This window comes from Bradyrhizobium sp. GW821-FHT12B03, assembly GCF_058807535.1.
Window position 1 is genome coordinate 217,305 of sequence record NZ_JBXAQU010000011.1, and the last position, 21,398, is coordinate 238,702.

General features: G+C 65.1%; 26 protein-coding genes. 13 read left to right on the forward strand and 13 right to left on the reverse strand.

Annotated elements, in window-relative coordinates:
• Positions 1-16: 16 nt before the first annotated feature.
• Together AC1RUR_RS22120 and AC1RUR_RS22125 are read right to left on the reverse strand one after the other, a co-directional pair.
• Positions 17-418 carry a RidA family protein gene (locus AC1RUR_RS22120; RefSeq protein ID WP_492847788.1) on the reverse strand — a complete coding sequence of 134 codons (402 nt, stop codon included), beginning with the start codon at positions 416-418 and terminating at the stop codon, positions 17-19.
• 210 nt (positions 419-628) lie between these two features.
• The gene (locus tag AC1RUR_RS22125) at positions 629-1,474 is read right to left on the reverse strand and encodes a cell envelope integrity EipB family protein (RefSeq protein ID WP_492847790.1); all 846 of its coding nucleotides are present in this window, start codon (positions 1,472-1,474) and stop codon (positions 629-631) included.
• Positions 1,475-1,733: 259 nt separating this feature from the next.
• Between AC1RUR_RS22125 and AC1RUR_RS22130 the strand changes: the two genes are divergently transcribed.
• From AC1RUR_RS22130 to AC1RUR_RS22145, 4 genes are all read left to right on the forward strand, one after another.
• A complete protein-coding gene (locus AC1RUR_RS22130; protein WP_492847792.1) occupies positions 1,734-2,201 on the forward strand; it encodes a RidA family protein in 468 nt (155 codons plus the stop codon).
• Positions 2,202-2,206: 5 nt separating this feature from the next.
• On the forward strand, positions 2,207-2,953 hold the full coding sequence (locus tag AC1RUR_RS22135) for a glycerophosphodiester phosphodiesterase (protein ID WP_492847794.1): 747 nt from the start codon (positions 2,207-2,209) through the stop codon (positions 2,951-2,953).
• A gap of 134 nt (positions 2,954-3,087) precedes the next feature.
• Positions 3,088-4,329, forward strand: a complete 1,242-nt coding sequence (locus tag AC1RUR_RS22140) for a GNAT family N-acetyltransferase (RefSeq protein WP_492847796.1) — start codon at positions 3,088-3,090, stop codon at positions 4,327-4,329.
• A 60-nt stretch (positions 4,330-4,389) separates the two neighbouring features.
• Positions 4,390-4,818, forward strand: coding sequence for an HIT family protein (locus tag AC1RUR_RS22145; RefSeq protein ID WP_492847798.1), 429 nt, complete (start codon positions 4,390-4,392; stop codon positions 4,816-4,818).
• Positions 4,819-4,954: 136 nt separating this feature from the next.
• Here AC1RUR_RS22145 and tsaA read toward each other — a convergent pair whose 3' ends face one another.
• The 4 genes from tsaA to AC1RUR_RS22165 form a co-directional block, all read right to left on the reverse strand.
• Positions 4,955-5,446, reverse strand: a complete 492-nt coding sequence (gene tsaA, locus AC1RUR_RS22150) for a tRNA (N6-threonylcarbamoyladenosine(37)-N6)-methyltransferase TrmO (protein WP_492847800.1) — start codon at positions 5,444-5,446, stop codon at positions 4,955-4,957.
• A gap of 34 nt (positions 5,447-5,480) precedes the next feature.
• On the reverse strand, positions 5,481-5,831 hold the full coding sequence (locus tag AC1RUR_RS22155; protein WP_492847802.1) for an AzlD domain-containing protein: 351 nt from the start codon (positions 5,829-5,831) through the stop codon (positions 5,481-5,483).
• Entirely contained in the window at positions 5,828-6,568 is a 741-nt protein-coding gene (locus AC1RUR_RS22160; RefSeq protein WP_492847804.1) for an AzlC family ABC transporter permease, read from the reverse strand. Before AC1RUR_RS22160 ends, AC1RUR_RS22155 begins: the two co-directional genes overlap by 4 nt.
• A 103-nt stretch (positions 6,569-6,671) precedes the next feature.
• The gene (locus tag AC1RUR_RS22165) at positions 6,672-7,694 is read right to left on the reverse strand and encodes a transglycosylase SLT domain-containing protein (protein WP_492847806.1); all 1,023 of its coding nucleotides are present in this window, start codon (positions 7,692-7,694) and stop codon (positions 6,672-6,674) included.
• Between the two features lie 39 nt (positions 7,695-7,733).
• Here AC1RUR_RS22165 and AC1RUR_RS22170 point away from each other — a divergent pair, with 39 nt between their 5' ends.
• The gene (locus AC1RUR_RS22170) at positions 7,734-8,750 is read left to right on the forward strand and encodes a TRAP transporter substrate-binding protein (protein ID WP_492847808.1); all 1,017 of its coding nucleotides are present in this window, start codon (positions 7,734-7,736) and stop codon (positions 8,748-8,750) included.
• 70 nt (positions 8,751-8,820) lie between these two features.
• Here the strand turns inward: AC1RUR_RS22170 and AC1RUR_RS22175 are convergent, their stop codons facing one another.
• The 3 genes from AC1RUR_RS22175 to AC1RUR_RS22185 are packed head-to-tail and all read right to left on the reverse strand — an operon-like array spanning position 8,821 to position 9,636.
• Positions 8,821-9,021 (reverse strand): hypothetical protein, encoded by a 201-nt coding sequence (locus tag AC1RUR_RS22175; protein ID WP_492847810.1) that lies wholly within the window; start codon positions 9,019-9,021, stop codon positions 8,821-8,823.
• A 53-nt stretch (positions 9,022-9,074) separates the two neighbouring features.
• Positions 9,075-9,317 carry a hypothetical protein gene (locus AC1RUR_RS22180; RefSeq protein ID WP_492847812.1) on the reverse strand — a complete coding sequence of 81 codons (243 nt, stop codon included), beginning with the start codon at positions 9,315-9,317 and terminating at the stop codon, positions 9,075-9,077.
• A 40-nt stretch (positions 9,318-9,357) separates the two neighbouring features.
• Complete coding sequence (locus tag AC1RUR_RS22185; RefSeq protein WP_492847814.1) at positions 9,358-9,636, reverse strand: type VI secretion system-associated protein TagO; 279 nt, start codon at positions 9,634-9,636, stop codon at positions 9,358-9,360.
• Positions 9,637-9,827: 191 nt separating this feature from the next.
• Here AC1RUR_RS22185 and AC1RUR_RS22190 point away from each other — a divergent pair, with 191 nt between their 5' ends.
• The gene (locus AC1RUR_RS22190) at positions 9,828-10,466 is read left to right on the forward strand and encodes an HAD family hydrolase (protein WP_492847816.1); all 639 of its coding nucleotides are present in this window, start codon (positions 9,828-9,830) and stop codon (positions 10,464-10,466) included.
• Here the strand turns inward: AC1RUR_RS22190 and AC1RUR_RS22195 are convergent.
• Positions 10,463-11,503 carry a phenylacetaldoxime dehydratase family protein gene (locus tag AC1RUR_RS22195; RefSeq protein ID WP_492847818.1) on the reverse strand — a complete coding sequence of 347 codons (1,041 nt, stop codon included), beginning with the start codon at positions 11,501-11,503 and terminating at the stop codon, positions 10,463-10,465. The two genes, AC1RUR_RS22190 and AC1RUR_RS22195, sit on opposite strands and share 4 nt — an antisense overlap.
• Before the next feature lie 29 nt (positions 11,504-11,532).
• A complete protein-coding gene (locus AC1RUR_RS22200) occupies positions 11,533-12,549 on the reverse strand; it encodes a carbon-nitrogen hydrolase family protein (RefSeq protein ID WP_492847820.1) in 1,017 nt (338 codons plus the stop codon).
• Between the two features lie 195 nt (positions 12,550-12,744).
• Here AC1RUR_RS22200 and AC1RUR_RS22205 point away from each other — a divergent pair, with 195 nt between their 5' ends.
• The 7 genes from AC1RUR_RS22205 to AC1RUR_RS22235 all read left to right on the forward strand — a co-directional run bounded on the left by AC1RUR_RS22205 (position 12,745) and on the right by AC1RUR_RS22235 (position 17,862).
• Entirely contained in the window at positions 12,745-13,701 is a 957-nt protein-coding gene (locus AC1RUR_RS22205) for an AraC-like ligand-binding domain-containing protein (protein WP_492847822.1), read from the forward strand.
• A gap of 103 nt (positions 13,702-13,804) precedes the next feature.
• Positions 13,805-14,041, forward strand: coding sequence for a hypothetical protein (locus tag AC1RUR_RS22210; RefSeq protein ID WP_492847824.1), 237 nt, complete (start codon positions 13,805-13,807; stop codon positions 14,039-14,041).
• A gap of 116 nt (positions 14,042-14,157) precedes the next feature.
• The gene (locus AC1RUR_RS22215) at positions 14,158-15,183 is read left to right on the forward strand and encodes an aldo/keto reductase (protein ID WP_492847826.1); all 1,026 of its coding nucleotides are present in this window, start codon (positions 14,158-14,160) and stop codon (positions 15,181-15,183) included.
• A gap of 89 nt (positions 15,184-15,272) precedes the next feature.
• Positions 15,273-15,431 (forward strand): hypothetical protein, encoded by a 159-nt coding sequence (locus AC1RUR_RS22220; RefSeq protein ID WP_492847828.1) that lies wholly within the window; start codon positions 15,273-15,275, stop codon positions 15,429-15,431.
• 13 nt (positions 15,432-15,444) lie between these two features.
• On the forward strand, positions 15,445-15,783 hold the full coding sequence (locus tag AC1RUR_RS22225; protein WP_492847830.1) for a c-type cytochrome: 339 nt from the start codon (positions 15,445-15,447) through the stop codon (positions 15,781-15,783).
• Positions 15,784-15,862: 79 nt separating this feature from the next.
• The gene (locus AC1RUR_RS22230; RefSeq protein WP_492847832.1) at positions 15,863-17,284 is read left to right on the forward strand and encodes an MFS transporter; all 1,422 of its coding nucleotides are present in this window, start codon (positions 15,863-15,865) and stop codon (positions 17,282-17,284) included.
• Between the two features lie 128 nt (positions 17,285-17,412).
• Complete coding sequence (locus AC1RUR_RS22235) at positions 17,413-17,862, forward strand: PEGA domain-containing protein (RefSeq protein WP_492847834.1); 450 nt, start codon at positions 17,413-17,415, stop codon at positions 17,860-17,862.
• A gap of 79 nt (positions 17,863-17,941) precedes the next feature.
• Here AC1RUR_RS22235 and clpA read toward each other — a convergent pair whose 3' ends face one another.
• A complete protein-coding gene (clpA, locus tag AC1RUR_RS22240; protein ID WP_492847836.1) occupies positions 17,942-20,350 on the reverse strand; it encodes an ATP-dependent Clp protease ATP-binding subunit ClpA in 2,409 nt (802 codons plus the stop codon).
• 293 nt (positions 20,351-20,643) lie between these two features.
• Positions 20,644-20,976, reverse strand: a complete 333-nt coding sequence (clpS, locus tag AC1RUR_RS22245) for an ATP-dependent Clp protease adapter ClpS (RefSeq protein WP_015685564.1) — start codon at positions 20,974-20,976, stop codon at positions 20,644-20,646.
• Positions 20,977-21,398 lie beyond the last annotated feature (422 nt).

A 21,398-nucleotide genomic window follows, 5' to 3' on the forward strand; every position in this document is an offset into this window, starting at 1 on the left:
CTACAGGATTACGGGATTAATCCGCTACTGCGATCGCCTCGATCTCGATCAGCCACTCCGGCGCTGCGAGCGCGGAGACGCCCACGAGCGTCGAGGCAGGCGGCTCCATGCCTTCGAAGAAAGCCGAGCGGGCCTTCCCGATAATGGGGCGCAGCTCCGGCTTGTAGCCGACCACGAAGGTCGTGATCTTGACGATGTTGGCGTAGCTCGCCCCGGCCGCCTTCAGCGCCAGGCCGAGATTCTGCATCACCTGCGTCGTCTGCGCGGCGAGATCGCCCTCGCCGACGATACGCCCCTCCTCGTCGGTCGAGACCTGGCCGGAGATATAGATGGTCCGCGCGCCCGTGGCGGTGACGACGTGGGAATAGGCGGGATTGTGGTGCAGGCCGCTGGGACGGAGATGGTCGAGCTTGGGCATGGGGTGCCTCCCGGAGTTTATGGTTGGGCGGAGCGTAGCTGGAGACTATGTCGAGAGCTAGATGCGACGCGAAGCGGCGCATGAGAAGCCTCGAAGGATAGGCGGCTCCCGCTGCGACAGCCGGGCCGTCGCCCTTCGAGGGCCGCTGAAGGAGCGGCGACCTCAGGGTGACGGTGGTGGTGGAGTGCGTCGTACGCGGCAGCAAGTCCCTCAATTACAGGGCTTGCTGTCCTTCACGTCGAACTTGCCCATCGCGCCGGAGATCACGAAATCGTTGTAATCGAGCACGAGCTGGCGCGAGACGCCGTTCTCGTAGAGCTCGAACGCCATCGCATAGACCGGCGTCTGCTCGCCTTCCTTCTGCTGGACCTCGCGGTCGAAATAGCTGACCGTGACGGGCCAGCGCTTGAGCGACTTCATGTGCTCGTCCGAGGTCGACGGATCGGGCGAAGCGGTGCGGTCGGCGGGGATCGGTTGGCCGATCACCGTCAGCGTGTTGTAGACCTTCTGGCCGTCGTCGGAGCCGTCATAGACGGAGAGCTCGAGCAGCGACTTGCCGTCCCTGGCGGCGGCGATGATGCGCTGGATCTGCTCGGTCGGGAATACGATCTTGCCGTCGAGGGTAAAGCTCTTCGGCACCGGCAGCTTCAGCTTGACGTTAATGTGGTCGCCGTCGCGCTCGGCCGAACCATCAACCCGGCCGGCATCGGCCTCGTTCATCCGCGTCTCGATCTTGAAGCGGTAGCTTTTTCCCGCGGCGTCCTCCCAGGAATTGGAGCGGAGGTCGCTGAGCGTGATCTTGCCCTCGCCGCTGTCGAGTTCGGAGACCTGGCGGAATTCGGAGGTGTAGCCTTCGCACGAGCTGCCGGTGAAATTGTAGAGGATGCGGCCACGCGCGCTGTTGATGGAATTGGAGCGCGATTTGACGAGACTGAGATCGTAGAGCGCCTGATGCGCCAGGAACGGACCGTTGGCGGCCTGCGCCATGCCGCCGGGGCCACAAGCGGCCGCCGCGAGCGCCATCACACCGAGCGAAGTCCGGAAAAGGTGCATCATATCTATTCCCTGGGGAAAGCGCAGATTCGGCATTTTAATGACCGTTCCAATACGCCGCAACTGAGGCAGTTTCACGTAAAGTTGCGGCCCTCCCGTTGAACCTCCTGCCCTGCCTCGACAAAATGCAGCCTTGGTGCTGCCCCCTCTGCAGCCCCTTGGGGTTGCTTGCATGTGGCTGCACGATGGGCGAAACAGGGCGCGCCCGGCCTCCAAAAGGACGCGCCCGGGCGGATGAATTTTTCGGACAACGAGGTCGAAGATGGCGGGTACGGTCGAGCAGAAACTGGCGGAACAGGGCATCAAGCTGCACGAGGCCCCCACCCCCGTCGCCAACTACGTGCCGTTCGTGCGTACCGGTAATTTGCTGTTCGTCTCGGGCCAGGTCTGCTTCGACCCCGCCGGCAAGCTGATCGCCAAGGGCAAGCTGGGCGCCGGCGTCTCCCTCGAAGACGGTGCGGCGGCCGCGCGCGGCTGCGCCGTCAACCTGCTCGCCCAGGTCAAGGCCGCGCTTGGCGACCTCGACAAGGTCGTGCGCGTGGTGCGCCTCGGCGGCTTCATCAACTCGGCGCCGGACTTCTTGGACGGACCGAAGGTCCTGAACGGCGCCTCCGACCTGATGGTCGCCGCCTTCGGTGACAAGGGCCGCCATGCCCGCACCACCGTCGGCGTTGCCTCGCTGCCCGCCGATGCGGCGGTCGAGGTCGAAGGCGTGTTCGAGGTCGCCTGACGCGCATGCGCGCTCCGGATTGGCTGACAGCCCGGCCGGTCGCCCATCGCGGCCTGCACGATATCTCCCGCGGTATCGTCGAGAACATGCCCGGCGCCGTGCAGGCTGCGATCGCGGGCAATTTCTCGATCGAGGTCGACATCCAGCTCTCCGCCGACGGCGAGGCCATGGTGCATCACGATCATGCACTCGGTCGCCTCACCGAGGCGACCGGCGAGGTGATCGAGAAGACCGCGGCCGAGCTGAGGGCGATCAAGTTCAAGGACACGGACGAGCGGATGATGTCGCTGTCCGATCTCTGCGCCATGGTCGCCGGCCGCGTGCCGCTGGTGATCGAGGTGAAGAGCCATTTTGGCGGCGACCGCAAGCTGGTGAAGCGGATGGCCGAGGTGCTGGCGTCCTACCAGGGCCCCGCCGTCGGCATGTCCTTCGATCCCGACCAGGTGCTGGCCTTGCGCGAGCTATTGCCCTCCCGCCCGCGCGGCATCGTCGCGCAGCGCAGCTATGAGGACGACTATTGGGCCAAGCTGACCGAGGCGCAGCGTGACAGCATGCTGTACCTGCGCCACGGCTTCCAGACCCGGCCGCATTTCGTCGCCTTCAAGGTCGATCACCTCCCGGCCCCTGCGCCCTGGATCGCCCGCAATGTGTTCGGCTGCGCCCTGCTCGGCTGGACCGTGCGCACGCCCGAGCAGCGAACCCGGGTCGGGCAGTATGCCGACCAGATGATCTTCGAGGGGTTCGTGCCGTAGGCTCCCCAGGGTCGTCCTGGTGAAAACCAGGACGACTTGGAGAAGAAGCTGTGCGCAGTTGCAGGTGCTGCATTCCCGAGACCTCAGTTCCTGCCCTCTTGAAGTCGCTGCTGCAATGCACGATCTTGGGCACGATGGCATCACCCGAAATCACGCTTGAGGCCGTACCCTCCATTGGCGAAGTGTCGCCGGCGGATTGGGACGCCTGCGCCAATCCCGGCAAGGCTTGCAACGGTCATGGCAAGGGAACCTCACCCAGCCTCCCAGGCGATTCCGCCAGCCTCTTAAAGCCTGCCTATAACCCATTCGTCTCGCACGCGTTTCTCTCCGCCGTCGAGAAGTCGGGTTCGGCAACGATCCGCACCGGCTGGGGACCCCGGCATCTCATCGCCAAGATCGACGGCCGTGTCGTCGGCGTGGTGCCCTGCTATCTGAAATCGCACAGCCAAGGCGAATACGTCTTCGACCGCGGCTGGGCCGACGCCTATGAGCGCGCCGGCGGGCGGTACTATCCCAAGCTCCAGGTCTCGGTTCCCTTCACCCCGGCAACGGGACCGCGGCTGCTGGTCCGCGACGGCGTCGACCGCGAGCGGATCACCGAGGCGCTGGCGAGCGGGCTGGTGGCGCTGTGCGGCGTCAGCAAGGCCTCCTCGGTCCACGTCACCTTCGCGCGCGAGGCGGAGTGGAAGCTGCTCGCCGGGCACGGCTTCCTGCAGCGCACAGATCAGCAGTTCCACTGGCACAACGAGGGATTTGCGAGTTTCGACGACTTCCTGGCGACGCTGAATTCACGCCACCGCAAATCGATCAAGCGCGAACGGCGCGATGCGCTGGCCTCCGGCATCACCATCCACTGGCTCACGGGAAAAGACATCACCGAGGACGCCTGGGACGCCTTCTTCGCATTCTACATGGAGACCGGTTCGCGCAAATGGGGCCGGCCGTACCTCACGCGCGAATTCTTCTCGCTGATCGGCGAGACCATGAGCGAGGACGTGCTGCTGGTGATGGCCCGCCGCAACGATCGCTGGATCGCGGGCGCGATCAACTTCATCGGCTCGGACACGTTGTTCGGCCGCAACTGGGGTGCGGTCGAGCATCATCCGTTCCTGCATTTCGAGGTCTGCTACTACCAGGCGATCGATTTCGCGATCAAGCGCGGCCTCACACATGTCGAGGCCGGGGCGCAAGGCGAGCACAAGATCGCACGCGGCTACCTGCCGCGAACGACCCATTCCGCCCACTTCATCGCCGATCCGGGCCTGCGTCGCGCCATCGACGATTATCTCAAGCGCGAGCGCGCTTACGTCGCCGAGGCCGGACGGGAGCTGGCCGAGCTCGGCCCGTTCCGCAAAGGCGCCGACGAGGCGCCTTGACGGTTCACCGTTGCTGGTGACAGTAAGCGCAAAATTCCGAGGAGCCGCCGAGGTACTGCCATGACCGCCTACGACCCCAACAACATCTTCGCAAAGATCCTGCGCGGCGAGTTTCCTTGCCACAAGGTCTATGAGGACGAGCATGTCTTCGCCTTCCTCGACATCATGCCGCGGGTATCAGGCCATACGCTGGTGATCCCGAAGGCCCCCGCCCGCAACATCCTCGACATCAAGCCGGATGACTACGCCCATGTTGCCCGCGGCGCGCACAGAATTGCCGCTGCCGCGATGAAGGCGTTCAAGGCCGACGGCATCACCGTGCAGCAATTCAACGAACCGGCCGGCGGACAGGTGGTGTTTCACCTGCACATGCACGTCCTGCCGCGCCACGACGGGGTGGCGATGCTGCCGCCCGCGAGCCGCAAGGAAGACGTCAAGGTCCTGGAAGAAAACGCGACCAAGCTGATCGCGGCGCTGAAGGCGAGCTAAGTCTCTCTGCCCGTCATTGCGAGCGCAGCGAAGCAATCCAGACTGCTCCGGCAGAGGCGGATTGCTTCGTCGCATCAGCGCAAAATTGCTTCGCAATTTTGTCGCGAGCTCCTTGCAATGACGGTGTGAAGCGCCCTCACTCCGTCTGGAAGTCCCCGGCTTGCGGCGCGGCCAGCGGCGTGAACTCGCAGCGGTCGGGCTTGATGTCGATCAGCGGCGTGTTGTCGAGGCAATCGAGCCCGCGCACCAGAATGGCATTTCCCTCGATGCCGACGAGTTTCACAATCGAAGTCCCGATCGGATTGGGCCGCACCGGCGAGCGCAGCGAAAACGTGCCGCGGGTTTTCTCGTTGTTCTTCGGGCTCTGCAGGATGATGTCGCGGCGCGACTTGTCGAGCCAGTAGAGCACTTCGAGATTGCTGTAGAAATCGACACCCTTGATGGCCGGCACGAACGGCTCGAAGATCTCGAGCCGGCAGATCGGGCCGTCCTGACGTCCCTGCCGCGGCGTCTCCAGCCGCGAGGTCCAGGGCGTGCGGATACGGCCGATGAAGACGAGGCCGGCATCCTCTGCGGGCGGCAACTCGATGGCGACCTCGCCCTCGCGGAGCTCCTGTTCGCGAACCATATTTCCTGTTCCTTAAAGCCAATCGGAAGCGGTTTTAGCCCAACCACCACTTGCCGGCCAGCATGAAGACTTCGCCTGTCACCACGCCGGCGAAGATCGAGCGGCGGGTCAGCAGGAAGACGATGAGGCCGGCGGCGACCGCGCCATAGCGCAGGACATCCGGCACGCTGGCCAGCGCCCCGGGCGGCTCGACCACGATCTGGGCGATGACACCGGCCAGGATCGCGGTGGCGACCGCCCGCACCCAGACCAACAGCTCGGAGCCCTCGTCGATGCCGCCGCCGAACCACAGGCCCAGCATACGCCAGATCTGGTTGGGAACGACGCCGGCGACGAACAGCACCGCCAGCGCGTGCCAGTCGCCGATCGCTTGCGCAAAGCTCATGCGCCTACCTCCCGCCACCAATGCACGCCGTAGGCGATCGTGCCAGCCACGAGGCCGCTGACGAGGATGTCGAGGCCGGAGTTCATCTTTGCCGCCAGCGGATAAAGCAGGACGCCGAGCGCGAGCGCCACGACATCGGCGACCTCGCGACTGTTGCGCGCGGTCGAGAACAGGAAGGACAGCGGGGTCAAGAGCAGGATCGCCGCGCCAAGCGTCTGCGTCAGGTTGGCGGCGAGGAAATAGCCGACCGTGTTGGCGGTGAGGCACACCGAGACGAGGCCGCAGCCGAGGCCGTGGACGAAGGCGATGCGCCGCTCGCGCGGCACAAGCGGCAGGAAGCGATGGCATTCGACCCACAGCGTCACGGCGGTGAGATGCGCGGCGAAGACCAGCTCGCGCCGTTTCGTCGTGGGCGTGCGCATCAGCGGCAACACCGAGACCACCATCGGAAACAGGCGGATGGCGCTGACGGTGACCGCGATCGCCGACTGGACGACGGTGGCGCCCGAGCCGAGCGTCGTGATCAGGATGATCTGCGCCGGACCTGCCCAGACGAACAGCGTCGAGCAGAGCGCCCAGAGCAGGCTGAAATGGGTGTCGTGGGCGAGTGCGCCGATGCCGAGATAAGTCACGAACAGCACGACGGTCAGGATCGTCTGCGTGATCGAGCGCAGCCCCCACGCAAAGGCGCGCCAGGGGCTCTGCCATTGAGATGAATCGAGCGGAGGAAGCGCCACGGGAGTTTTGGTCGGGGTTGCGGAATCGTGCCTGCATAACGGGCAATGCGACGGCCCGCGTCAAGGAAGCGCGCGGCGGGGCTGGCATGCGAAGTGACACGCCCTACCCGCTCACACCGCGGTTCTTCAGGACGAAGCAGGCGCCGCCGGCCTTGCGAATTCGATTGCACAAATCATCCGCCTCGGCTCGCGTATCGGCGCCGATGCGCACCTGATAGAACGCGCGCGTGCCGCGGCTGCGCATCACCGAGCTCAACAGGCTCGGATCACGCCCGCCGATCACCGCGCTCAGCCGCGTCACGGCGCGGGAGTACATTGCCAGCGCCCTGTTGCGATCGAAGCCGGCCGCGAGCTGCACGCCCCAGATCTTGGCGGCGGCAAGCCCTACATGCTGCTCGAGTTCGGCAACGAACGGATTCGGCGCGCGCTTCAACAGCGCCATGAGGTCACGACAGCTGGTCGGCGGCGCACTCGGCGGACCCTTGCCGGTGCTGCCCGCCTTGGCCCACGCGTCCACGGTCGTGCCGGTGATGGCATAAACGTAGTTGCGGGTCTGGTCCGGCATCGGGCCGGTGCCGGCGAGCCATTCCTGCACCCGGCGCGGGCCGGCATTGTAGGCGGCTGCGGCCAGGCCGAGATTGCCGAACTGGTTGCGCAGCTCGTTCAAGAACTCCGCCGACTTCGGCAAGGCCTGAACCGGGTTGAAAGGATCGAGCAACCCGCGTTCGCCCGCGGTGCCCGGCATGAACTGCGCGATCCCCTGCGCATGCTCGCCGCTACGCGTCATGGGGCCCACTGCATCGGCCTGGAAACGGCTCTCCTGCCAGATTACGCGGGCGAAAAATTCCAGCGGCAGATTGGCGTCGCGTGCGGCCGCCTCGACGATCAGACAGATCGATTCCCGTGTGTCGCTCTCGCGCCCATCCGCGGGTTTTTGCGGCGGCACGGCGAGCTCCTCGACGCTCGGGACAGCGACGTTGGTTTTTGCCGGCGAATTGTCCCAGGCCGCAGCCTGCGACGTCGAGACGAGCAGCGCGACAACGAGGATTGACGCAATTCGCGCCAACACTGCCCAAGCATCGCTGTGGCGCGCACCGGCGCAGCATGCGACAAGATGATCCGCCATGTTGTGGCATCGTGCCATGGTTCGACGAGTTGCCAATATATGCTGCCTGACCTGCTTCTCCCAATGCGTTCCCCCGCCAAACGGATCCGCGCGATCCTTGCCCTCGCCGCCCTGGTCCTGTCCGCCGCGCCGGCCATGGCGCAGGTGTCCTGGCGCATGACCACCGAATATCCCGAGAATAACATTTCCGGAATCGGGCTGGTGACCTTCGCCAAGCGCGTATCCGAACGCACCAACGGACTTGTGACCGTGGCGAATGCCTTCGACAACGAGCTCAAGATCAACTCGGGCGAAATGCCGCGCGCGGCGCTCGATGGCCGGATCGCCGGCGGCGATGCCTTTGCCGGCGCGCTGTCCGGCCTCGACCCGGTGCTCGGCCTCTCCACCCTGCCCTTCCTGGTGCAATCGGTCGATGTCGCCCGCGCCGCCAATGAGCGGGCACGTCCACTCTACGAAAAGGCGTTCGCCGCCCGAGGTCTCAAGCTGCTCTATCTGACGATCTGGCCGGCGACGGGCCTCTGGTCGGATCGTGCGCTCGCAGGCGCCGACGATCTGCCGAAGCTGAACCTGCGGGCCTATGATGCCAATTCCAGCGCGGTGATGCGTGCGGCCGGTGCCAATGCGCAGTTCCTGCCGATGGACAAAGCGCTTGCCGGATTGAAGGAACATCAACTGAATGCATTCCTTACCTCCGGCGACGGCGGTGCGGGACGCAAGCTCTGGGACTTCCTGCCGCATTTCACGGCTATCAACTATGCGATGCCGATTTCGATCGCCTTCGTCCGCAACGACGCATTTGCCGAACTGCCCGAGCCGATGCAGCGCGAGGTGATGGCCGCTGCGGCCGAGACCGAGCAGAGCCAGTTCGCGCTGCTCGCCCATCGCACGACCGAGAATTATGCCCGCATGCGCGACAACGGCGTCAACATCGCCGAGCCCGCACCGCAATCCCTCGTCGCAGCACTGCGCAACGCCGCAACAGGCACGATCGCGGCCTGGGAGGCCCAGGCCGGTGCGGATGCCGCCGCGATCGTCGCATGGGCGCGACAGCAATGAAGGAGCGCGGCCGACGGCTTGCGACCGCTCCGCTGCGACGAGTCGTCCGCCGATCTCGCCTCGCGCTGCTTCAGTTCGTGACGGGAATCAGCTTTTCGCCGCTGATGGCCCGGTCGAGGGCGTCGATCAGCGCCTGAATCTCCACGAACTTGTTACGCGCCCGCTCGGCCGTGTCGCGCACAAAGGGAGCGGCCAGCACTTTCGCATGCGCGTCCCTGTCTTCGATCATGCGATCACGGGCCTTCTTCAGGATTTCAAGTCGCTCGCTCATGTGGGCTCTCCTTCAAATTATTGTCGCGATCGCAGCCCAAGGCGGCCCAACGCTCAGTCGAAGCCCGTCGGAAGCTCACCCCTCCGGAAGAACACCGCAGGCTCATCGTCATAGTCCCCCGTTTCGGGATCGCCACTCGACGAGAACGCAACGACTCCGAGTTTGCTCAAGGCCAGTCTCTCCGCGGTTCGCAGCGCGCCGCTTTCCGACTTGCAGACGATGGGAGCGTCGGCCTTGAGATTGCCTCCTTTGCCCGCGTTGAAGGCCTGCACGACAAAGGTTGTTTCGCGGACCATGAGGATTTCCTTTGGCCGGCTGTGCCTGAATAGGCAAATCTTAGCAACCGCGGCAGATGTTCTTCAGCTTCGCTGCGGTTCTGACCTCTTCGGCTACGAACGGGTCCTTGTAGGCGGCGCGAGAGGAGTCGGTCTGGACTGCCGCGGACTTCTTCACCTTCGGCGGAAAGGCAACATCGTAACAGGCCAGGCGCTCACTCGTGCTTTCGATCGCGCGGCAGTCAGCCTCCCCGGCGGAAGCGCCTTGTGCCAGCGTGCCAAGCGCCAATACCACGACCACTGACGGCACGATCCAATTGGCAAGGCGAAATCTAGACATACGCGCTCCTGCTCAGTCGGCGGGAGCGCGAGTGACCCTCAGTCACCGGTCGATGCCATGGGAAATGCGGTGATAGGATTGACTCTACGCCGACGCCCCGCCAATAGCGAGCTTTAAAGCGGCGCGCGTTGCTTTGGCGAGCCGTCTCGTCTAGGTCAAGCAGCGGCAGCATCAACACGAGCGCGGGCAGCATGGCGACAATCTATTTCGATCTCGACGGCACGTTGACCAATCCCAAGCCCGGGATCACGCGCTCGATCCAGTATGCGCTCGAGCGCCTGAACCTCGCAGTGCCGAGCGAGGACGAGCTGACCTGGTGCATCGGACCGCCCCTGCATACCAGCCTGAAGAGGCTCACCGGAAGCGAGGAACTGGCCGACCGGGCCCTGCTGCTCTACCGCGAGCGATTTGCCGATATCGGCCTGTTCGAGAACGAGGCCTATGCCGGCATCATCGACACGCTGACGACGATTGCCGCAACCAACCAGCGCATGTTCGTGGCTACCAGCAAGCCCGCGGTCTATGCCACCCGCATCGTCGAGCATTTCGGATTGGAGCCGTATTTCGAGCGCGTGTTCGGCTCCGAGCTCGACGGCACGCGCGTCGACAAGCGCGACCTGCTCCGCTACGCCCTCGACGAAGCCAAGGTCGACCCCACCAGCGCCATCATGATCGGCGACCGCAGCCATGACGTGGTCGGCGCCCGGACCAACGGCATGACCGCGATCGGCGTGCTCTACGGCTATGGTAGCGAGGCCGAGCTGCGGGATGCCGGCGCGCATCACATCTGCACCGCGCATCCGGAACTGCTCGTCCATTGTGTGGCCTAGGCACCGGCCGTTTCGACAGCGGCGAGCATACCCGTTTTCGGGTGGCAGTTCCGATATTCGAAGAACTGCTCGTCCGCGGCCGCCACCGTGACCTCGTGATAGAGCCGCAGCTTTGCTGACGGCCCGAGGGTCGAGAGGTATTTCATCGCGGCGCCAAAGATTTTGACGTGGGTCGGATGCGATTCCGCCCAGCGCTCCAGCGCAGCAAGGCTCTTCCACCAGCTCTGGCCGTAGGACTTTTCGCTCACGCTGCCGTCGGCGGCGAGCACATTCATGTAGCGGTTGGCGTAGCAGCCGATGCCGAGACCGTCGTCGCGCAGAAAATCCATGCCCTCGCGCAGCACCGGCTCGACGTCGTCGAGATAGAGCTTTCGCTCCGACGCCTCGGTGTCACTCCAGTCCTGCCCGGAGCGGATCAGGCAGAGATTGTCATGCGCTTTCACGCGCAGCCGTCCGCCATCGCGGACCAGCTCGGGCGCGCCGCCGGGCGCCATCGCGTCGGTCTGCGACAGCGGAATGCGATCGCGCATGCCGCCCCAATAAGCGTGCTCCTGCACCTCGCCGCTCATGCCCTCCGCAATGACGGCGACACCTTCGGGCCGGTCGAGCGAGGAGAACAGCGTCTCGTGCCGCGCCACCATGGGACGCAGCACCTCGATGAAGTTACCGATGCCTTCCCGCTCTTTGCCAGTCCAGGCCACACGTGCAGGCGCGAACCAGGCATCGAAGCGTGCGACGTCGTCCCAATAGGCGACCGAGACAACGTTCTCGTAGCCGGACTGGTCGACATACTGCGCGCGGTCCCAATACGACGGACCGTTCTCCGCAACGAAGAGCCCTGCGATTTCAGTCAGCGCGTCCGTCGCAGCCGCGGGCGCCACACCGCGATATTGCACGCCGAAATACGCCATCACGACGCGGCTGACGGCAGGCTTGTAGCGCGCCACGAAGGACGGATATGGCGGCTGGTAATCGTCCGGCACGCGCTTGTGGCGCGTACGCTGAGTTTCAAGATGCAGAGGAATTGCGGATTCCATGATCGTGCCCTCCCCTCCGCTCCCGGCTATCAGCTCGCCGCCGCGGCGATATCCGTGGGCTCGATGGTATCGACCGGCAGTGCGAACTGCTCGACGCGCTGGTATCGCTTCTTGTTGAGCAGCAGCCGCGTGACGTCGGGCCGCGAATAGTGCCCGGCGGGATCCGCCGCATTCTTGGCGACGCCGATGGCACCGAGGTCGATCTCGGTGATCAGGAGGCCCTCCTGGTCCGGTGCGAGCTTGTCGCCGATCTGGCTGCCGTCGGGGCCGTAGATCGCAGCGAAGCCACCGCCGACGTGCAGCAGCGCATTCTTGTCCGGCCGGTCGCAGAGCTCGTCGATCATGGCCTGCGACACCGTCGCGCACGGCGCAAGCACGAAGCAGGAGCCCTCCACCGCGTAGACGCGCGAGGCGGCATTGTTCACCTCGGCACCGAGCGCCGGCGCGAACGGATCGTAGAGCGAGAAGCTCGGCCAGGCCGCCACATGCACCTGCTCGTTCTGGGCATACATCGCGTATTTCGACAGCGGCTGGAGATGCTCCCAGCAGCACAGCGCGCCGATACGGCCGATGTCGGGCCGCGCATGCACGGCGAGATCGCTGCCGTCGCCCTCGCCATAGACCGTGCGCTCGGCATGGGTCGGCCGCAGCTTGCGGCGCTTGGCGATGGTCTCGCCGTCAGGACCGATCAGCCATTGCGCGAGATAAAGGCTGCCGCCGTCGCGTTCGGACAGGCCGATCACCGCCGTCAGCTTCGCCTTGCGCACGGCATCGCGCAAGCGCCCGGCCTGCGGGCTCTCATAGGACAGCGAATTGTCGAAATAGCGCTGCACAAAGCCGCGGCCGATCGCCCAGGCCGGCGAGTCCAGCCAGATATGCCAGGGGTAGCCGGGGATGAAGGCCTCCGGAAATGCGATCAGCCTGGCGCCCTTCTCGGCCGCCTCGCGGATCAGCGCGATCGACTTGTCAATCGAGGCGTCGAGATCGAGCCAGGCGGGCGCTGCCTGCACCACCGCCACCTTGTACTTTGGATGTTCGATGCCCATTGCCGCCTCCATTGCCGGTTGATCGCAGACCGCGTCCGATGCAGTCTATTTGGCCAAGCTGGGCCGCCGAGCGCTCGACCGTGGCGGAACAAAAACTCGACCGGGCGGGATCGCCGCCGGTACGGAACTTGCCTGCAGGCAGGCCGGATCTGCGCCGAGATGCGGTTTTGCTGGATGTGACAGGAGGCTTGCCAGATGCCAATCCAGTTCACGACGGACGACAGTCCCGGCTACCGGCGGCTTGCTCTCTGGCAGGACATCGTCTGCGACGTTTTCGTCGGGCTCGACTGCAAGTCCGACCTCGGCAGCGCCTTCCGCGGCTCGGTCACGCAGGCCACGCTCGGCAAGGCGGTGTGCTCCGACGTTTGCTCCGACCGCCAGCATGTGTTCCGCACGCCCTCGCGCATCGCGCGCTCGGACCACGATTTCGTTCTCATTGCGCTGGGCAATCGCGGCGACGGCGGCGTGGTGCAGGACGGCCGCGAGACCGTGATCCATCCCGGCGAGTTCGCGCTCTACGACACCACGCGTCCCTATGAGCTGAAGTTCGACGGCAGCTTCACGCAGACCATCTTCAAGGTGCCGCGCGAGATGTTGCAGCGACGGCTCGGCGGCACCGAGACGCTGACCGCGATCTCGTTCGGCGCCGATGCGCCGCTCGAGCGGCTCGCCTACGACTTCATCTTCAGGCTCTGCCAGAGCGCGGACCGGCTCGCCCCGCACAGTTCCGCAGCGCTGTCGGAGCAGGCCGTCGATCTCCTCGCAATGGCGCTGAGCGAGCGGCTCGGCAAGACACCGCTGCCGTCCTCGACCCATCGCTCCGCCCTGCTCTACCGGCTGAAGGCCCACATCCGCGCGCACCTTGCAGATCCCGATCTGTCGCTGGCGGAGACCGCGGCCGCGCTCGGCATCTCGCCGCGCTACGTGAACGACCTCCTCGCCGACGAGGACACCTCGTTCCAGCGCCACGTTCTTGCCGAGCGTCTTGCGCAATGCCGGCGCGACCTCGCTTCACCCGTGCTCGCCCACCGCCACATCAGCGAGATAGCCTTTGCCTGGGGCTTCAACGACCTCTCGCATTTCGGCCGCGTCTTCCGCGAGCACTTTGGCATGTCGCCGCGCGATTTCAGGCAGAGCCAGTTGCGGCATTGACGTCAATTCCGGCCAGCCATCACCACAAGCCTTCGTCCTGAGCGAAGGCAGCGCTCGGCAATTCCTGATTGTCTTGGTTGGCAACCTGCCTCAGGCTGCTGACATGAGGACTCACGCCACGATAAGCGGATCGGAGTTGTTGCTGGGCATGATCGCGATCCGGCTCGCGGCGTTGGTCGTGGTGGGCTGGAGTCTTGCGCTCCTGCCGCGGCAGGCGCGCAACTTCGAGCTCGCCTGCGCGCCCTCCGTCGCAGCAGCAATCGAGATGCAGCCTCCCGTGAGGACGATCGGCCCGCGTGTCGTCGATACCGCGTTCGATGACATGCTTCGGCACGACTAGACGCGCCCCCGAGCAGAGCCGCTATGTGAGCGCGTGATAGGACAAGGTGCCTGCTTGCGCTAGCTTCGGCAACAAGGCCGCATGGATCAATCAGCGGCCAGCCGAGGAGCATATCGATGGAATACCGACGCTTGGGCCGGTCCGGCCTGATGGTGCCCGCTCTGAGCCTGGGAACCGGCACATTCGGCGGCGTCGGCCGCCTCGCGGCATGGGGCACCACGGACGCGAGCGAAGCGCGCCGCCTTCTGGACATCTGTCTGGAGGCCGGCGTGTCGATGTTCGACACCGCCGACGTCTATTCGCTCGGCGAGTCCGAGCGTGTTCTTGGGCAAGCCATCAAGGGCCGCCGCGACAAGGTGCTGGTCTCGACCAAGGCGACGTTCCGCTTCGGCGACGGCCCCAACGACATCGGCTCGTCACGGCAGCATCTGCTCGCCGCCGTCGACGGATCGCTCGCCCGGCTCGGCACCGACTACATCGATCTGTTCCAGCTCCACGGCTTCGACGCCTTCACCCCGCCTGAAGAGGTGCTTGCCACCCTCGACGTGCTCGTGCGGGCCGGCAAGATCCGTTATGTCGGCGTCTCGAACTTTTCAGGCTGGCACCTGATGAAGTCGCTCTCAGTCGCCGACAAGCACGGCTTCCCGCGCTACGTCGCCAACCAGACCTACTACTCATTGATCGGCCGCGACTACGAATGGGAGCTGATGCCGCTCGGCCTCGACCAGGGGCTCGGCGCAGTGGTCTGGTCGCCGCTCGGATGGGGGCGCCTCACCGGAAAAATCCGGCGCGGCCAGCCCAAGCCAGAAGTGAGCCGTCTGCCCAAGACGGCGGAATTCGGGCCTCCCGTGCCCGACGAGCACGTCTATCGCGTGGTTGACGCGATCGACGAGGTCGCCAGGGAGACGGGAAAGAGCGTCTCGCAGATTGCGCTGAACTGGCTGCTCCAGCGTCCGACGGTCTCGACGCTGATCATCGGCGCGCGCAACGAGGCGCAGCTTCGCGAAAATCTCGGCGCGGTCGGCTGGTCACTGACCAAGGACCAGGTTGGAAAGCTCGATGCCGCGAGCAAGGTGACGCTGCCCTATCCCTACTGGCACCAGCGCACGACCTTCACCGACCGCAATCCGCCGGCGGTATAGAGCGCCCAGCCGGACGACGAACCGAGCCTTGAGCTGTATCAAGCCGGCCTGCAGCGACCATGGCATCGTACCGCTTCGCGAGGCTTCCGATGCACCGATTTGCCATGAAGGCTCTGTTCACGGCTCTCACCTTCAGAAGGGGTGAGAGGATCGATTGGGATCGCCGCATCCTGATCTTCTCGACGCTGGTGACGATCGCCTTGATCGCTGTCTACGTCTGGGGCAAGGCAAGCTCGCGCTGGGAATGACAGGGAATGCTCGATGAAGAGGTTCACGCCAGCCCTGCTGGCCGTTGGCGTGCTATGGAGCGCCGATGGTCGAGCCATGGACATCGAGCAGCGGCACGCTGAAGCACTGTTGCAGCGGATGTGCTCGCGGTGCCACGCAGTCGGCAGGACGGGCACGAGCCCGAACAAGCTGGCGCCCCCGTTTCGCCGCCTCGGCGAGAACAAGCTCTACGATCCCGATTTCATGCAGCGCCTGCAGGACGGCTACAGCAGCATTCACCGCTTCATGCCGACGTTTCGATTCGGCCGCGACGACGCCGAGGCCGTGGTAAACTACCTTAGAGCGATTCAGGAGCCGCAGAAGCCGAAATAGCCGCCGGCTTTGGCTGGAACCATCCCGGGTCGGATCAAGTTGCGGACGAGCAACCGCGCCTCAACCGAACACGTTTGCCATGTCGTCAACCACGATCGTGCATGCGGACGGCCTGCCGCAGCCACAGCGCAACCAGGCGGTGCTGACCATTGCGCTCGGCATCATCATGGCGGTGGTCGACAGCGCCATCGCCAACGTGGCGCTGCCGACGATCGCGGCCGACCTCGACGCCAGCCCGGCCTTCTCGATCTGGATCGTCAACGGCTATCAGCTCGCGATCACCATCTCGCTGCTGCCGCTGGCCTCGCTCGGCGAGATCGTCGGCTATCGCCGCGTCTATCTGGTCGGCCTCGTGCTGTTCACGCTCGCATCCGCCTTCTGCGCGCTGGCGCATACGCTGCCGCTGCTGACGGTCGCACGCATCATCCAGGGCTTTGGCGCGGCCGGCATCATGAGCGTCAACTCGGCGCTGGTGCGCTTCACCTATCCGCGCAGCCTGCTCGGCCGCGGCATCGGGCTCAACGCGCTCGTCGTCGCCTTCTCGGCCGCGGTCGGCCCGACGCTCGCCGCCGGCATCCTCGCGGTCGGAAGCTGGCCCTGGCTGTTCGCAATCAACGTGCCGCTCGGCGCGGTGACACTGCTGCTCGGCCTGCGCAGCCTGCCGCACACCAAGCCCGCGAGCCATTCCTTCGATTGGCAGAGCGCGGGTCTGTCCGCAATCACCTTCGGCGTCGGCATCGCCGCGATCGACAGCGTCGGCCATGGCGAGGCCGCGCTCACCTGCCTCGTCCAGTTCGCGGTCGCGATCGTCGCCGGCGCGCTGCTGATCTACCGCGAGACCCACATGACCTCGCCGCTGCTGCCGATCGACCTGTTGCGCATCCCGGTGTTCGCGCTGTCGATCGCGACCTCGATCGCCTCGTTCTGCGGGCAGATGCTGGCCTTCGTCGCGATCCCCTTCTACCTCCAGAGCCGCTTCGGCTATTCCGCGGTGCATATGGGCCTCTTGATCACGCCGTGGCCGATCGCCCTCGCCTTCGCGGCCCCCCTCGCCGGCCGCCTGGTCGAGCATTATCCGGCCGGCCTGCTCGGCGGCATCGGGCTCACGCTGTTCGCCTGCGGACTCGGCGCACTCGCCCTCCTGCCTGCCACGCCCACGCCGCTCGACGTGATCTGGCGGATGGCGCTGGCCGGGGCCGGCTTCGGCCTGTTTCAGACCCCCAACAACCGCACCATGATCGCTGCCGCCCCGCGCGAACGCGCCGGCGGCGCCAGCGGCATGCTGGGCACGGCGCGGCTGCTCGGCCAGACCACGGGCGCGGCGCTGGTCGCCCTTTTCCTCGGCCGCTACCCGATCGACGGAACCCGGCTCGCGCTCCTCACCGGCGTCGGCTTTGCGCTCTGCGGCGCGGTGCTGAGCATGCTGCGGCTCTCGCCCGCAGGCGCGCGCGGCGCCGAACATGTCCGGGTGCAGGACGACCAGCGCCTGCGCGGCGACTAGGACGAGCCCACGCACAGGTTATCGCCCCCTCTCCACACAACCGGTGTGTAGCTTAACTATCTGGACCAATGACGTATTTCCCTCGCGCTCTGGTTGCGCTTCACTGCGGCTGGGACAAGGGGCATTTCATGCGATCATTTGGAATTGTGGCGCTCAGCGTCATGCTGGGCGGCTGCGCGTCCGTCACGCGCGGCACGACCGAAAATATCAGCATCTCATCGACACCGTCAGGCGTGGAGGCCATCGTCAGTGGAATGGAGGTTCCGACCACCTGCACGACGCCCTGCTCCGTGGTGGTCAAGCGGAACGCCGACATCTCCATCACCTTCCAGAAGGACGGCTACGAGCCGCAGATCGTGCCGCTCAGCCGCGACATACCCACGTCCGGCGCCGCCGGCTTTGCCGGCAATCTGCTGCTGGGCGGTGTCGTCGGCATGGGGGTCGATGCCGCGACGGGTGCGGCTACCGATCACAAGCCGAATCCGGTCATCGTGACGATGCAGCCGTCGGTGCCACACGCCGCACCACGCGCGCCGAAGAAGCCGCGGCCGCCGCGCGCGCCCGAGGCCGGAACGTAAGGCCGCTCTGCGGCCCGATATCGGCGCAAACAAAAAGGCCGGCTGTTGAGCCGGCCTTTTCGATTTCATCACCTGCCGATCAAGCCTTGACCAGCGGCCCCCTGGAGGTCGGCCCCTTCGAGCCGCCGGGGCCGCCCGGCTTGGACTTGCCCGGCGGACGCTTGCGGGCACCCGGCAGCTTTTCCTGCTTCGGCGTGACCGGACCCTCGACGAACTCGAAGCCGATCTTCTCCTTGGTCTCGTCGGCCTCGTCCTTGACCAGGACGACGCGAACGTGGCCACCGCTCTTGAGCTTGCCGAACAGCACCTCGTCGGCCAGCGGCTTCTTGATGTGCTCCTGGATCACACGGGCCATCGGCCGCGCGCCCATCTGCTCGTCATAGCCGTGCTGGACCAGCCAGGCCTTGGCGGGCTCGGACAGCTCGATGGTGACGTCGCGGTCGCCGAGCTGAGCCTCGAGCTGGAGCACGAACTTCTCGACCACCGTGCCGATCACCTCGACGCTGAGATGGCCGAACGAGACGATGGCATCGAGACGGTTGCGGAACTCCGGCGCGAACTGCCGGTTGATCGCCTCGTGGTCGTCGCCTTCCCGCTTCGAGCGGGTGAAGCCGAACGCCTGCTTGGCCAGATCCGAAGCACCCGCATTCGTGGTCATGATCAGGATCACGTTGCGGAAGTTGACCTGTTTGCCGTTGTGGTCGGTGAGCCGGCCGTGATCCATGATCTGGAGCAGCACGTTGTAGAGATCGGGATGCGCCTTCTCGATTTCGTCGAGCAGCACCACGCAATGCGGATGCTGGTCGACGCCGTCGGTGAGCAGGCCGCCCTGGTCGAAACCGACATAGCCGGGAGGCGCGCCGATCAGGCGCGACGCGGTGTGCCGCTCCATGTATTCGGACATGTCGAAGCGCAGCAGCTCGACGCCGAGCGACGCCGCGAGCTGCTTTGCAACTTCGGTCTTGCCGACACCGGTCGGACCGGAGAACAAATAGCAGCCGATCGGCTTCTCCGGCTCGCGCAAGCCCGCGCGTGCGAGCTTGATCGAAGCTGCGAGCGACTCGATCGCCTTGTCCTGGCCGAACACGGTGCGCTTAAGGGTCTGCTCGAGATGCTTGAGCACCTCGGCATCGTCCTTCGACACGCTCTTCGGCGGGATCCGCGCCATCGAGGCGATCGTGGTTTCGATCTCCTTGATGCCGATGGTCTTCTTGCGCTTGTTCTCGGCAACCAGCATCTGCGCCGCACCGGATTCGTCGATCACGTCGATCGCCTTGTCGGGCAGCTTGCGGTCGTGGATGTAGCGCGAGGAGAGCTGCACGGCAGCCTCGATCGCCTCATTGGTGTACTTCAGCCGGTGATAGTCCTCGAAATAAGGCTTGAGACCCTTGAGGATCGCGATCGCGTCCTCGACCGTCGGCTCGTTGATGTCGATCTTCTGGAAGCGTCGCACCAGCGCGCGGTCCTTCTCGAAGTGCTGGCGGTATTCCTTGTAGGTCGTCGAGCCCATGCAGCGGATCGTGCCCGAAGCGAGCGCCGGCTTGAGCAGGTTCGATGCGTCCATCGCCCCGCCCGACGTCGCGCCCGCACCGATCACGGTGTGGATCTCGTCGATGAACAGGATGGCGTTGGGATGCGCTTCGAGCTCCTTCAGCACCTGCTTCAGTCGCTCCTCGAAGTCGCCGCGATAGCGCGTGCCGGCGAGCAGCGTGCCCATGTCCAGCGAGAACACGGTGGCAGCCGCCAGAACTTCCGGCACCTCGCTGTCGACGATGCGCTTGGCAAGGCCCTCGGCGATCGCGGTCTTGCCGACGCCGGCCTCGCCCACGAACAGCGGGTTGTTCTTCTGCCGGCGGCACAGCACCTGGATCGCGCGGTTGATTTCGGAATTGCGTCCGATCACCGGATCGATCTTGCCGTCGCGCGCCTTCTTGTTGAGGTTGACGCAATAGGTCTCAAGCGCCTCGCCCTTCTTCTTGGCGTCCTCGCTGCCCTTGGCCTCGGTCTCCTCGTCGACGCCGCGCACGGGGCGTGCTTCGGAGACGCCCGGCCGCTTGGCGATGCCGTGGCTGATGTAGTTGACCGCATCATAGCGCGTCATGTCCTGCTCTTGCAGGAAATAGGCGGCATGACTCTCGCGCTCGGCGAAGATCGCGATCAGCACGTTGGCGCCGGTCACCTCTTCGCGACCGGAGGATTGCACGTGGATCACCGCGCGCTGGATCACGCGCTGGAAACCGGCGGTCGGCTTGGCATCATCGGCACCATCCGTCACCAGATTCTCGAATTCGGTCTCAAGATAATTGACGAGGCTCGTACGGAGCTTGTCGAGATCGACGCTACAGGCGCGCATGACGGCGGCTGCATCGGAATCGTCGATCAGGGAGAGCAAGAGATGCTCGAGCGTCGCGTATTGGTGATGACGCTCGTTTGCGATCGCCAGCGCACGATGCAGGGATTGTTCAAGGCTTTGGGAAAAAGTCGGCATTCGCGTCCTCTATGGCCCCCACCATCATGATCGTCCTCGCCCGGTCAGGCAACAACAACCTTTGTCACATATAGTTATACAAGACCGCGGCGAAAGACCGGTTCCGCGCCTCGGCAGCTAGCCACCTGCGGTATTTTTCGATGCAAAACCCGTTCCGATTTGGGCGAGATCGGCGCCGGTGCAGAATTCCGTAGTTTTGCCGGCTGCAATGGACATCGCGCGCAGGCATCACGCGACGATCACACTGCGACATGCACAAACAAGAGCCGGCTACGAACGCGCCGTGAGGTGACCTATTTCTTTTCCATCACGCATTGCAGCGGATGCTGGTGCTTGCGGGCGAAATCCATCACCTGCGTCACTTTGGTCTCGGCGATCTCGTAGGTGAACACGCCGCACTCGCCGATGCCGTGATGATGAACATGCAGCATGATCTTGGTCGCCGCCTCGACGTCCTTCTGGAAGAACTTCTCCAGCACGTGGACCACGAATTCCATCGGCGTGTAGTCGTCGTTCAGGATCAGAACGCGGTACAGGTTCGGCCGCTTGGTCTTCGGCTTGACCTTGGTGATGACAGAGGTGTTCGGACCCGTCGGGCCGCCGGAACGGTTCTCGTCATTGCTCATCCGGGGAGCGTGGGCGGCGGCCGCCGCGAACAGGTCAAGTCTGGAAGTCAGTTGCGACATGGCTCAGGCGTTCAAATTCCCCACGGAAGCGAATGGCGGTCCGCCGCGCAGCCCCGCCCTTCGGAGCTTCGCACTGGCGCACCGTCTTTTGGATCGCCGCTTCCAGCCGGTCCGGTCCAAACCGGATCGATTGCAAGGAATATGGGCCTGCCCCCGGCTCGCCGCAAGCGTGCAAAGGTCCGGCCGATGCGGCCGCGGCGGTCCCGATTCCCGGTTCGGGCGATCCGGGCCAAGGTTAATCAATCCGGACCGATTTGACAAAAAATTCCGCCCCGCTGTTTAGAAGGTGCTGACCAGGAACCTGACGTCAACGCGACCGCGGCGGCATGTCTCCGGAATTCTACGGGCCGGTTTACCTGCCG

What these genes read in the sequence shown, in the direction of transcription:
- AC1RUR_RS22120 (WP_492847788.1), bottom strand. Translation starts at nt 418, where the DNA reads ATGCCCAAGCTCGACCATCTCCGTCCCAGCGGCCTGCACCACAATCCC.
- AC1RUR_RS22125 (WP_492847790.1), bottom strand. Translation starts at nt 1,474, where the DNA reads ATGATGCACCTTTTCCGGACTTCGCTCGGTGTGATGGCGCTCGCGGCG.
- AC1RUR_RS22130 (WP_492847792.1), top strand. Translation starts at nt 1,734, where the DNA reads ATGGCGGGTACGGTCGAGCAGAAACTGGCGGAACAGGGCATCAAGCTG.
- AC1RUR_RS22135 (WP_492847794.1), top strand. Translation starts at nt 2,207, where the DNA reads ATGCGCGCTCCGGATTGGCTGACAGCCCGGCCGGTCGCCCATCGCGGC.
- AC1RUR_RS22140 (WP_492847796.1), top strand. Translation starts at nt 3,088, where the DNA reads ATGGCATCACCCGAAATCACGCTTGAGGCCGTACCCTCCATTGGCGAA.
- AC1RUR_RS22145 (WP_492847798.1), top strand. Translation starts at nt 4,390, where the DNA reads ATGACCGCCTACGACCCCAACAACATCTTCGCAAAGATCCTGCGCGGC.
- tsaA (WP_492847800.1), bottom strand. Translation starts at nt 5,446, where the DNA reads ATGGTTCGCGAACAGGAGCTCCGCGAGGGCGAGGTCGCCATCGAGTTG.
- AC1RUR_RS22155 (WP_492847802.1), bottom strand. Translation starts at nt 5,831, where the DNA reads ATGAGCTTTGCGCAAGCGATCGGCGACTGGCACGCGCTGGCGGTGCTG.
- AC1RUR_RS22165 (WP_492847806.1), bottom strand. Translation starts at nt 7,694, where the DNA reads ATGGCGGATCATCTTGTCGCATGCTGCGCCGGTGCGCGCCACAGCGAT.
- AC1RUR_RS22170 (WP_492847808.1), top strand. Translation starts at nt 7,734, where the DNA reads ATGCTGCCTGACCTGCTTCTCCCAATGCGTTCCCCCGCCAAACGGATC.
- AC1RUR_RS22175 (WP_492847810.1), bottom strand. Translation starts at nt 9,021, where the DNA reads ATGAGCGAGCGACTTGAAATCCTGAAGAAGGCCCGTGATCGCATGATC.
- AC1RUR_RS22180 (WP_492847812.1), bottom strand. Translation starts at nt 9,317, where the DNA reads ATGGTCCGCGAAACAACCTTTGTCGTGCAGGCCTTCAACGCGGGCAAA.
- AC1RUR_RS22185 (WP_492847814.1), bottom strand. Translation starts at nt 9,636, where the DNA reads ATGTCTAGATTTCGCCTTGCCAATTGGATCGTGCCGTCAGTGGTCGTG.
- AC1RUR_RS22190 (WP_492847816.1), top strand. Translation starts at nt 9,828, where the DNA reads ATGGCGACAATCTATTTCGATCTCGACGGCACGTTGACCAATCCCAAG.
- AC1RUR_RS22195 (WP_492847818.1), bottom strand. Translation starts at nt 11,503, where the DNA reads ATGGAATCCGCAATTCCTCTGCATCTTGAAACTCAGCGTACGCGCCAC.
- AC1RUR_RS22200 (WP_492847820.1), bottom strand. Translation starts at nt 12,549, where the DNA reads ATGGGCATCGAACATCCAAAGTACAAGGTGGCGGTGGTGCAGGCAGCG.
- AC1RUR_RS22205 (WP_492847822.1), top strand. Translation starts at nt 12,745, where the DNA reads ATGCCAATCCAGTTCACGACGGACGACAGTCCCGGCTACCGGCGGCTT.
- AC1RUR_RS22210 (WP_492847824.1), top strand. Translation starts at nt 13,805, where the DNA reads ATGAGGACTCACGCCACGATAAGCGGATCGGAGTTGTTGCTGGGCATG.
- AC1RUR_RS22215 (WP_492847826.1), top strand. Translation starts at nt 14,158, where the DNA reads ATGGAATACCGACGCTTGGGCCGGTCCGGCCTGATGGTGCCCGCTCTG.
- AC1RUR_RS22220 (WP_492847828.1), top strand. Translation starts at nt 15,273, where the DNA reads ATGCACCGATTTGCCATGAAGGCTCTGTTCACGGCTCTCACCTTCAGA.
- AC1RUR_RS22225 (WP_492847830.1), top strand. Translation starts at nt 15,445, where the DNA reads ATGAAGAGGTTCACGCCAGCCCTGCTGGCCGTTGGCGTGCTATGGAGC.
- AC1RUR_RS22230 (WP_492847832.1), top strand. Translation starts at nt 15,863, where the DNA reads ATGTCGTCAACCACGATCGTGCATGCGGACGGCCTGCCGCAGCCACAG.
- AC1RUR_RS22235 (WP_492847834.1), top strand. Translation starts at nt 17,413, where the DNA reads ATGCGATCATTTGGAATTGTGGCGCTCAGCGTCATGCTGGGCGGCTGC.
- clpA (WP_492847836.1), bottom strand. Translation starts at nt 20,350, where the DNA reads ATGCCGACTTTTTCCCAAAGCCTTGAACAATCCCTGCATCGTGCGCTG.
- clpS (WP_015685564.1), bottom strand. Translation starts at nt 20,976, where the DNA reads ATGAGCAATGACGAGAACCGTTCCGGCGGCCCGACGGGTCCGAACACC.